Source organism: Aeromicrobium sp. CFBP 8757 (assembly GCF_014841755.1).
Lineage (GTDB): Bacteria > Actinomycetota > Actinomycetes > Propionibacteriales > Nocardioidaceae > Aeromicrobium.
In genome coordinates, this window is the sequence record NZ_JACYUM010000005.1 from 324,768 (window position 1) to 333,319 (window position 8,552).

The 8,552-nt window shown below is 71.5% G+C and carries 6 protein-coding genes; 4 read left to right on the plus strand and 2 right to left on the minus strand.

The annotated features are described in order from the left end of the window. Position 1 precedes the first annotated feature (1 nt). Positions 2-2,482, minus strand: a complete 2,481-nt coding sequence (locus IFT73_RS15700; protein ID WP_192168420.1) for a DNA topoisomerase (ATP-hydrolyzing) subunit A — start codon at positions 2,480-2,482, stop codon at positions 2-4. A gap of 119 nt (positions 2,483-2,601) precedes the next feature. On the opposite strand from IFT73_RS15700, the gene IFT73_RS15705 reads away from it, so the two are divergent. From IFT73_RS15705 to IFT73_RS15720, 4 genes are read left to right on the plus strand one after another with little or no spacing between them, the layout of a single operon-like run. Beyond that, the gene (locus tag IFT73_RS15705) at positions 2,602-5,295 is read left to right on the plus strand and encodes a GNAT family N-acetyltransferase (RefSeq protein WP_192168421.1); all 2,694 of its coding nucleotides are present in this window, start codon (positions 2,602-2,604) and stop codon (positions 5,293-5,295) included. Then, entirely contained in the window at positions 5,295-5,861 is a 567-nt protein-coding gene (locus tag IFT73_RS15710) for a DUF5998 family protein (RefSeq protein WP_192168422.1), read from the plus strand. Before IFT73_RS15705 ends, IFT73_RS15710 begins: the two co-directional genes overlap by 1 nt. Beyond that, positions 5,858-6,961 carry an alkaline phosphatase family protein gene (locus IFT73_RS15715; RefSeq protein ID WP_371811301.1) on the plus strand — a complete coding sequence of 368 codons (1,104 nt, stop codon included), beginning with the start codon at positions 5,858-5,860 and terminating at the stop codon, positions 6,959-6,961. The genes IFT73_RS15710 and IFT73_RS15715 overlap by 4 nt, the downstream gene beginning before the upstream one ends. A gap of 38 nt (positions 6,962-6,999) precedes the next feature. Next, positions 7,000-7,665, plus strand: a complete 666-nt coding sequence (locus IFT73_RS15720; protein ID WP_056610544.1) for an SDR family NAD(P)-dependent oxidoreductase — start codon at positions 7,000-7,002, stop codon at positions 7,663-7,665. Between the two features lie 7 nt (positions 7,666-7,672). On the opposite strand, the gene IFT73_RS15725 is transcribed toward IFT73_RS15720, so the two are convergent. Continuing rightward, positions 7,673-8,338 carry a thymidine kinase gene (locus tag IFT73_RS15725; RefSeq protein ID WP_192168423.1) on the minus strand — a complete coding sequence of 222 codons (666 nt, stop codon included), beginning with the start codon at positions 8,336-8,338 and terminating at the stop codon, positions 7,673-7,675. Positions 8,339-8,552: the final 214 nt, after the last annotated feature.

Sequence of the window (8,552 nt, forward strand, 5' to 3'; positions counted from 1 at the left end):
CTCAGTCTCCCACGACGTCGGCGGGTGCGGCGTCGACGCCGAGATGGGCCGACGGGGGGCCGGCGACGGCGGCGATCGGCTGGGCCACGGGGACGCCCGAGCCGTCGCGTCGGTCGCTGACGGCCGGCAGGTCGACCGCGGTGCCGCTGGTGGCCGACGCCATCGGGACCCCGTCGCCGACCCAGGCCAGCAGCAGGCCGTCCTCGCCCTTGAGCAGCCGCTGGCAGCGGACGCCACCAGTGGCACGACCCTTGGGCGGGTAGATCGACATCGGGCTGACCTTGACGGCACCCGTCTGCGTGCCGGGCAGTGCGCTGCTGGAGCCCGCGACCGTCACGACGTGGGCGGCGTCGACGTCGGCGACGGCACCGAAGAACACCGCGGACTGGCCGGCCGCGAGCTTGATGCCCGCGACGCCTCCGCCGGAGCGACCCTGGGGCCGCACGAGGGAGGCGGAGAAGTACAGCAGCTGGGCGTCGGACGTGACGAAGACGAGCTGCTCGTCGCCGGTGGCCAGAGGCACCGCGCCGACCAGCGCGTCGCCGTCGGCGAGCGAGATCAGCTCCCAGCGGTCGCGGCCGAGGTGATCGGGCCGCACCCGCTTGACGACGCCCTGCCGGGTGCCCAACGCGATGCCGGGGCCGTCCTCGTCGAACGTCATGAGCGCCAGGGCGGGGGAGTCGAGCGGGACGATCTCGGTGATCGGCAGACCGCCCTGCAGGTGCGGCGAGTGGGCCCCCGGCGGCAACGCGGGCAGCTCCAGCACGCTGATGCGGCGGACGCTGCCGTCGGCCGTCACGATGCCCACCTCGCCGCGGGCCGTGCTGCGGACCGCCGAGACGATCGTGTCGTGCTTGACGCGGCGGTCGACCGCGCCGATCGGCGAGTCGTCGGAGGTGCGGGCCAGCAGGCCCGTGGCCGACATCAGCACCCAGCACGGGTCGTCGGGCACCTCGAGGGGAGCTGCGGACGTCGCGGTCTGCCCCGACGACTCCAGCAGCACGGTGCGCCGCGGGGTGCCGAACGTCCGGGCCATCTCGCCGAGCTCGTCGCCGACGACGCCGCGCAGGACCTGCTCGTCGCCGAGGATCGCGTCGAGCTGCTCGATCGTCCGGCGCAGGTCCTCGGCCTCCTTCTCGATGTCGATGCGCGACAGCCGGGTCAGGCTGCCGAGGGTGCGGTTGAGGATGTAGTCGGACTGCGCCTCGCTGAGGTCGAACACCGACATCAGGCGCTCCTGCGCGGCGGCCCGGTCGTCGCTGCTGCGGATCAGCTGGATGACCTCGTCGATGTCGACCAGCGCGAGCAGCAGGCCGTCGAGCAGGTGCAGCCGGTCGGCGGCCTTGCCGCGGCGGAACGTCGTGCGTCGTCGGACCACGACGATGCGGTGCTCGAGGTAGACCTCGAGCATCTGCTTGAGGCCCAGCGTGCGCGGCTGGCCGTCGACCAGCGCGACGGCGTTGATGCCGAACGAGCTCTCCATCGGGGTGCTCTTGAACAGCTGCGCGAGGACGGTCTCGGGGATGAAGCCGTTCTTGACCTCGATGACCAGGTGCAGGCCCTTGTGGCGGTCGGTCAGGTTGGTGATGTCGGAGATGCCCTGCAGCTTCTTGGCCTGCACGAGCTTCTTGATCGCCTCGATGACCTTCTCGGGGCCGACGTTGTAGGGCAGCTCGGTGACGACGATGCCCTTCTTGCGGGGCGTCACGTTCTCGATGCGGGTCGAGGCGCGCATGCGGAACGAGCCGTTGCCGGTCGCGTACGCGTCGCGGATGCCGTCGAGTCCCACGATCTTGCCGCCGGTCGGCAGGTCGGGGCCCGGCACGAAGCGCATCAGGTCGTCGAGATCCGCTTTCGGGAACGCGATCAGGTGACGCAGGGCCTGCACCACCTCGACCAGGTTGTGCGGCGCGATGTTGGTCGCCATGCCGACCGCGATGCCGCTGGCCCCGTTGACCAGCAGGTTCGGCAGCGCCGCCGGCAGCACGACGGGCTCGAGCTCGCGACCGTCGTAGTTGGGTCGGAAGTCGACGGTGTCCTCGGTGATCGAGGCCGTCATCGCCTCGGCGGCGGCGTCCATGCGGATCTCGGTGTACCGCATCGCGGCGGGCGGGTCGTCCTGCGAGCCGAAGTTGCCGTGCCCGTCGGCCAGCGGCAGGCGCAGCGACCAGGGCTGGACGAGTCGCACGAGGGCGTCGTAGATCGAGCTGTCGCCGTGCGGGTGGAAGCGGCCCATGGTCTCGCCGACGGGCCGGGCGCTCTTGACGTGCCCGCGGTCGGACCGCAGCCCCATGTCGTCCATCGTGTGCAGGAGGCGGCGCTGGACGGGCTTGAGCCCGTCGCGGGCGTCGGGCAGGGCGCGGGAGTAGATGACGGAGTACGCGTACTCGAGGAAGCTCGATCGCATCTCGTCGCCGACGTCGGTGTCGAGGATGTGCTCCTCGAAGTCCTCCTCGGGTGCCGGCTTGCTGCTGCGGGCCATGCCGTCCTCTCCAGTCGTGCCAGGGGCGTGGGCGTGCGGGTGCCGCCGACCCATTTTGACGGGTCGGCGCGCGCCGGGCACCACCGCCACGCCGGGGCCGGACCCGATAGGTTGGGGACGTGACCAGTCAGGCGAGCTCGTTCGAGCACTGGGAGGCCGACGTCCTGCTCAAGGACGGCCGGGTCGCCCAGCTGCGGCCCATCCACGAGGACGACGCCGACCGGTTCATCGAGTTCTACGCCCGCGTCTCCGACGAGTCCAAGTACTTCCGCTTCTTCGCGCCGTACCCGACGCTGTCCGACCGCGACGTCAAGCGGTTCACGACGGTCGACCACGACCGTCGTGTCGCGTTCGTCGTGACGCTCCACGCCACGATCATCGGCGTGGGACGCTACGACGCCGTCAGCGACGACGAGGCCGAGGTCGCCTTCCTCGTCGAGGACGCGCAGCAGGGGCGCGGGGTCGGCCAGCTGCTGCTCGAGCACCTCGCCCAGGCCGGTCGCGAGCGCGGCATCCGGCGCTTCGTCGCCGACGTCCTGCCGTCCAACGCCCGCATGCAGCAGGTGTTCCGCGAGATGGGCTACCAGATCGAGGGCGCGATCGAGGACGGCGTGCAGCGCCTGACGTTCCAGATCGAGTCGACCGACGTCGCGATCGGCGTGATGCAGGCGCGCGAGCAGCGTGCCGAGGCCGCCTCGATCGAGCGCATCTTCAAGGCCCGCAGCATCGCCGTGATCGGCGCGAGCCGGCGGCAGGACTCGATCGGCCAGGCCATGGTGCGCAACCTCGTGCTGGGCGACTTCGGCGGCAGCGTCTACGCCGTCAACTCCAACGCCGAGGCGGTCTCGGGACTCCCGGCCTACAAGCGGGTGCAGGACATCCCCGGCGAGGTCGACGTCGCGATCGTCGTCGTGCCGGCCGAGTCGGTCAACGACGTCGTGCTCGACTGCGCCGCCAAGGGCGTCCACGGCCTCGTCGTGATCTCGGCGGGCTTCGCCGAGGAGGGCCCCGAGGGGCGCCAGCGGCAGCGGGCGCTGCTGGGGCTCAGCCGGTCGTACGGCCTGCGCCTCATCGGCCCCAACTGCCTCGGCATCATCAACACCGCGCCCGACCTGCAGCTCAACGCCTCGCTGTCGCCGAGCATGCCCCCGCAGGGCCGCGTCGGCTTCTTCTGCCAGTCCGGCGCACTCGGCACGGCGATCCTCGAGTCGGTGTCGCGACGCGGGCTGGGCCTCTCGACGTTCGTGTCGGCCGGCAACCGCGCCGACGTGTCGGGCAACGACCTGCTGCAGTACTGGCAGGAGGACGACTCGACCGAGGTCATCCTGCTGTACCTGGAGTCGATCGGAAACCCCCGCAAGTTCTCGCGCATCGCGCGCCGCGTGTCCGCCACCAAGCCGATCGTCGCGGTCAAGTCGGGGCGCTCGACGCAGGGCGTCCCCGTCGGGCACACCGTCGCGCGCACCTCGGCGCCCCAGTCGGCGGTCGACGCGATGTTCCGCCAGGCCGGGGTGATCCAGGTCGACACCCTCGACGAGATGTTCGACGTCGCCCAGCTGCTTGCCCACCAGCCGCTGCCGCGCGGCAACCGCATCGCGATTGTCGGCAACTCCGACGCCGTGGCGCTGATCGTCGCCGACGCCGCGTCGGCCGCCGGCCTGCAGGTCACCGAGCCCGTCTCGCTCGGAGCCAACGCCAACGCCGACGACTTCGAGGAGGCGATCGAGGCCGCGATCGCGCGCCCCGACACCGATGCGCTCGTCGCGGTGTACATCCCGCCGCTCAACACGACCGGCGAGGACGTCGCCAACGTGCTCGCCGCGATCGGCGAGCAGTCCGACAAGCCGATCGTCTCGACGTTCCTCGGCACCGAGGGCGTGCCGGTGCTGCTGCGGGTGCCCGACCTGCTCGGCGGCTCGGCCGGACGCGGCTCGGTGCCGTCGTACGCCGCCCCCGAGTCGGCCGTCCGCGCCCTGGCCCGCGTCGTCAACTACTCCGAGTGGGCCGCCCGCGACCACGGCGAGTTCCACCTCGCGCTCGACCACCGCACGGGTGACGCCCGCGCGCTGGTGCGCGACGTGCTGCGCCAGGCGCCGCGCGGCGCGATCCTGTCGACCGAGCAGGTGCACGCCCTGCTGGCCTGCTACGGCATCGACATCTGGACGTGGATCAACGTGCACGACCGCGACGAGGCGATCGCGGCCGGCGAGACCCTCGGCTGGGACGTCGTCCTGAAGGCCGGCAGCGAGCACCTGCGCAGCCGGCCCGACATCGCGCACATCTGGCGCGGCATCCAGAACGCCCAGGAGATGGGCGACGCGTGGGACCAGCTGACCGGCTGGACGGGCATGCGCAAGGACACCAAGTTCTTCGTGCAGCGCGTGGCCCCCGAGGGCGTCGCGGTCTCGTTCAGCGTCAGCGAGGACCCGCTGTTCGGGCCGCTCGTCTCCTTCGGCCTCGCGGGCGCCCCGAGCGAGCTGCTCGACGACCGCGCCTACGGCATCCCGCCGCTGACCGACCTCGACGCCGAGGCCATGATCAAGAACCTGCGCTCGGCGCCGCTGCTCTACGGCTACCGAGGCTCCGAGCGCGTCGACGTCGACGCGTTGCAGGACATCATCGTGCGCCTGGCGGCCATGAAGGACGACCTTCCCGAGATCGCCGAGCTCGACCTCGAGCCCGTCACGGTGCACGCCGACGGGTTCACGGTGCTGAGCGCCCGGGCCAAGGTCATCCCCTCGGCCGACCGTCGCGGCGAGTGGTACGTGCGCCGCCTCAGCCAGCCCGCTGCCACGGGGGATACGCTCGCGTGATGACTGCCGACCACACGGCCTCGCTGTTCGACGAGGTCTCCCGCAGCGGCTACTACCCCGAGATCGTGGCGGCGGGGCTGCGCGACGCGCTCGCCGACGAGGTCGTCGACGGGTACGTGCTGCACCACGAGCCCACGTTCGACCGCGACGAGATCCGCCGACACATGACGGTGCTGGCCCTGACGCCGAGCCGTCTGATCCTCGTGCACACCGACGAGCACCCCGGCGACGACCTGCTGCCCAAGCCGTACACGTCGACGACGTCCGAGGCCGTCGCCCTCAGCCAGGTGCGGTCGGTCGTCGTGACGCGCATGGTCACCTCGACGTCGAAGAAGCTCGAGGAGGCGCTCCTGACGATCGGCTGGGGAGCCGTGTCGCGCGTCGAGCTCGAGCCGGCTCGGTGCTCCGACCCCGAGTGCGAGGCCGACCACGGCTACTCGGGCAGCGTCACGGGTGACGACTTCTCGCTGCGCCTGGCGGCCGCGGGTGACGGTGGCACCGCGGTCGAGCGTCTGCTCGCATTCGCCCGCACCCTGTCGGCGGCCACGAGCGGGCGGATCGGGTGACGGGGCCCGGCCTCGCCGGACGCCGCACGATCGACCAGATCATGCCGTCGGTCGGCGCGGCCCTCGGCGCCGCCGGCTTCGACAACACGCTGGGGCTGCCCGACGCGCCCCGCTACGTCGTCTTCCTGGTCGACGGGCTGGGGCTCGACCTCCTGCGCGAGCACGCCGACGCCGCCCCGTTCCTGTCGTCGCTGCACAACGTCGACGACGTCGTGTGCGGCGTGCCGTCGACGACCGTCACGAGCCTGACCTCGCTGGGCACCGGCGTGCGGGGCGGACAGCACGGCGTCGTCGGCTACACGTCGCGCGTGCCCGAGACGGGCCGCCGGCTCAACTCCCTGAAGTGGGACCAGCCGCTCGACCCCGCCGTCTGGCAGCCGTTCCCGACGGTCCTGCAGCGCCTGCAGCAGGCGGGCATCTCGGCGTCGTCGGTCAACGACGCGAAGTTCGAGGGCACAGGGCTCACGGTCTGCAGCCAGCGCGGCGTGCCGTTCCACGGCATCAACTCGGTCTACGAGCGCCTCGACGTCGTGGTCGACGTCATCGAGTCGGCACCGCGCTCGGTCACGTATGCCTACGAGTCGCGTCTCGACCACACGGGCCACGGCAAGGGCTGCACGTCCCGCGAGTGGCGCGAGATGCTGACGACGATCGACACCGAGCTCGCCGAGCTGCGCGACGAGCTGCCGCGCGACACGGTGCTCGTCGTCACGGCCGACCACGGCATGATCGACCTGCCGTTCGAGAACCGCTTCGACGTCGACACCGAGCCGCGCCTGCTCGACGACGTCGACCTGCTGGCGGGCGAGGCGCGGTTCCGTCACCTCTACACCCGTCCCGGTGCCGCCGACGAGGTCGCCGACCGCTGGCGGACGATGCTGGGCGACCGGGTCGAGGTGCGCACGCGCGACGGCCTCGAGGACTGGTTCGGCCCGATCTCGCCGCAGGTCGCCGGACGCATCGGCGACGTCGTGGTGGCCTCGCTGGGCGACTTCGCGGTGTTCTCGTCGCGCGAGTTCGCGATCGAGCTCAAGATGACGGGCTTCCACGGCTCGATCACCGAGCCCGAGCTGCGCATCCCGGTGCTCGTCGGCACCTGAGCGTGCATGCCCGCCGTCCGATCGGGTACTCGGCGCTCATGACAACCATCGCGATCATCGGAGCAGGCAAGGGACTGGGCGCGGCTGTCGCCCGTCGATTCGGCGCAGAGGGATTCGCCGTCGGACTCATCTCACGACACCAGGGACGGCTCGACGCGCTCGCCGCCGAGCTGTCGGCCGAGGGCGTGCAGGCGCAGGGCTTCGCGGCCGACGTCCGCGACCCGGCCTCGATCGCCGCGGCCCTCGAGCAGGTGACCGAGACGCTCGGCCCCATCGAGGTGCTGCAGTACAGCCCGCTGCCGCAGAAGGACTTCATGCGTCCCGTGCTCGAGACGACGCCCGCCGACCTGGTCGGGCCGATCGAGTTCTCGGTCTACGGCCCCGTCGCCGCGGTGCACCAGGTGCTGCCCGGCATGCGGTTCCTCGGCGAGGACAAGGGCACGATCCTGTTCGTGAACGGCGGATCGGCGGTGAAGCCGGGGCGCAACGTCACGGGCACGTCGATCGCGTTCGCGGGACAGGCCGCCTACGTCGAGCTGCTGCACGAGGTGCTGGCCGAGGAGGGCATCCACGTCTCGCAGCTCATCATCGGCGGGCAGATCATCGAGGGCGACGACGAGAAGGGCCCCGACGTCCTGGCCGAGCACCTGTGGAACCTGCACGACAAGCGCGACACCTTCCGCCAGCAGATCAGCGAGGACTGAGCGCGCGTCAGTCGAAGGGGAGCAGCTCGGGCTCGGCCAGACGACCGGTCGCCCGGGCCCGGGCCACGGTGAGCGCGTGGCGGTGGTGCTGACGGCACAGCACCTCGTACGCGACCTCGGGCGGCTCGTCGACCGAGTCGGCCTCCTCGACGTCGCCGACCACGACGACCTCGCCCTCGGTCACCATGACGCCGTTCTCGGTGCGGGCGTTGTGCGTGGCCCGCTGGCCGCACCAGCACAGCGCCTGCACCTGCAGCACCTCGGTGCGGTCGGCCAGCTCGACGAGACGTGCGGCACCGGGGAACAGGCGGGTGCGGAAGTCGGTGAGGATGCCGAAGCAGAACACGTCGATGCGCAGCTCGTCGACGATCATCGCGAGCTGCTCGACCTGCGCGGGGGAGTAGAACTGGGCCTCGTCGCAGATCAGGTAGTCGACCTTGGTGCCGCGCGTCAGGGCGTCGACGACGTACGTCCAGAAGCTGAAGTCGTCGTCGACCTCGACCGCGCTGTGCGACAGGCCGAGGCGGCTCGTGAGCACCGCGGTGCCGGTGCGGTCGTTGCTGACGAAGATGATCCCGGCGCGACCGCGGGCGGCGTGGTTGTGGTTGGTCTGCAGCGCGAGGGTCGACTTGCCGGCGTCCATCGTGCCGGTCCAGAACATCAGCGCTGCCACGCAGATGATTCTGTCACTGACCACACGCGAGCGGACGCCCGCCCGTCGTTCGCCAGGGAGGCCGCTTGCGGCCGACCGTGAGAGAGCGCCGGCGACCGAGGCGAGGCTGTCGTGGGTCGCCTCGCTTCGCTCACGCCGCTCGTTCCTCGCGGCTGGCGATCGGGCCTCCGTTCGCCAGGGAGGCCGCTTGCGGCCGACCGTGAGGGAGCGCCAG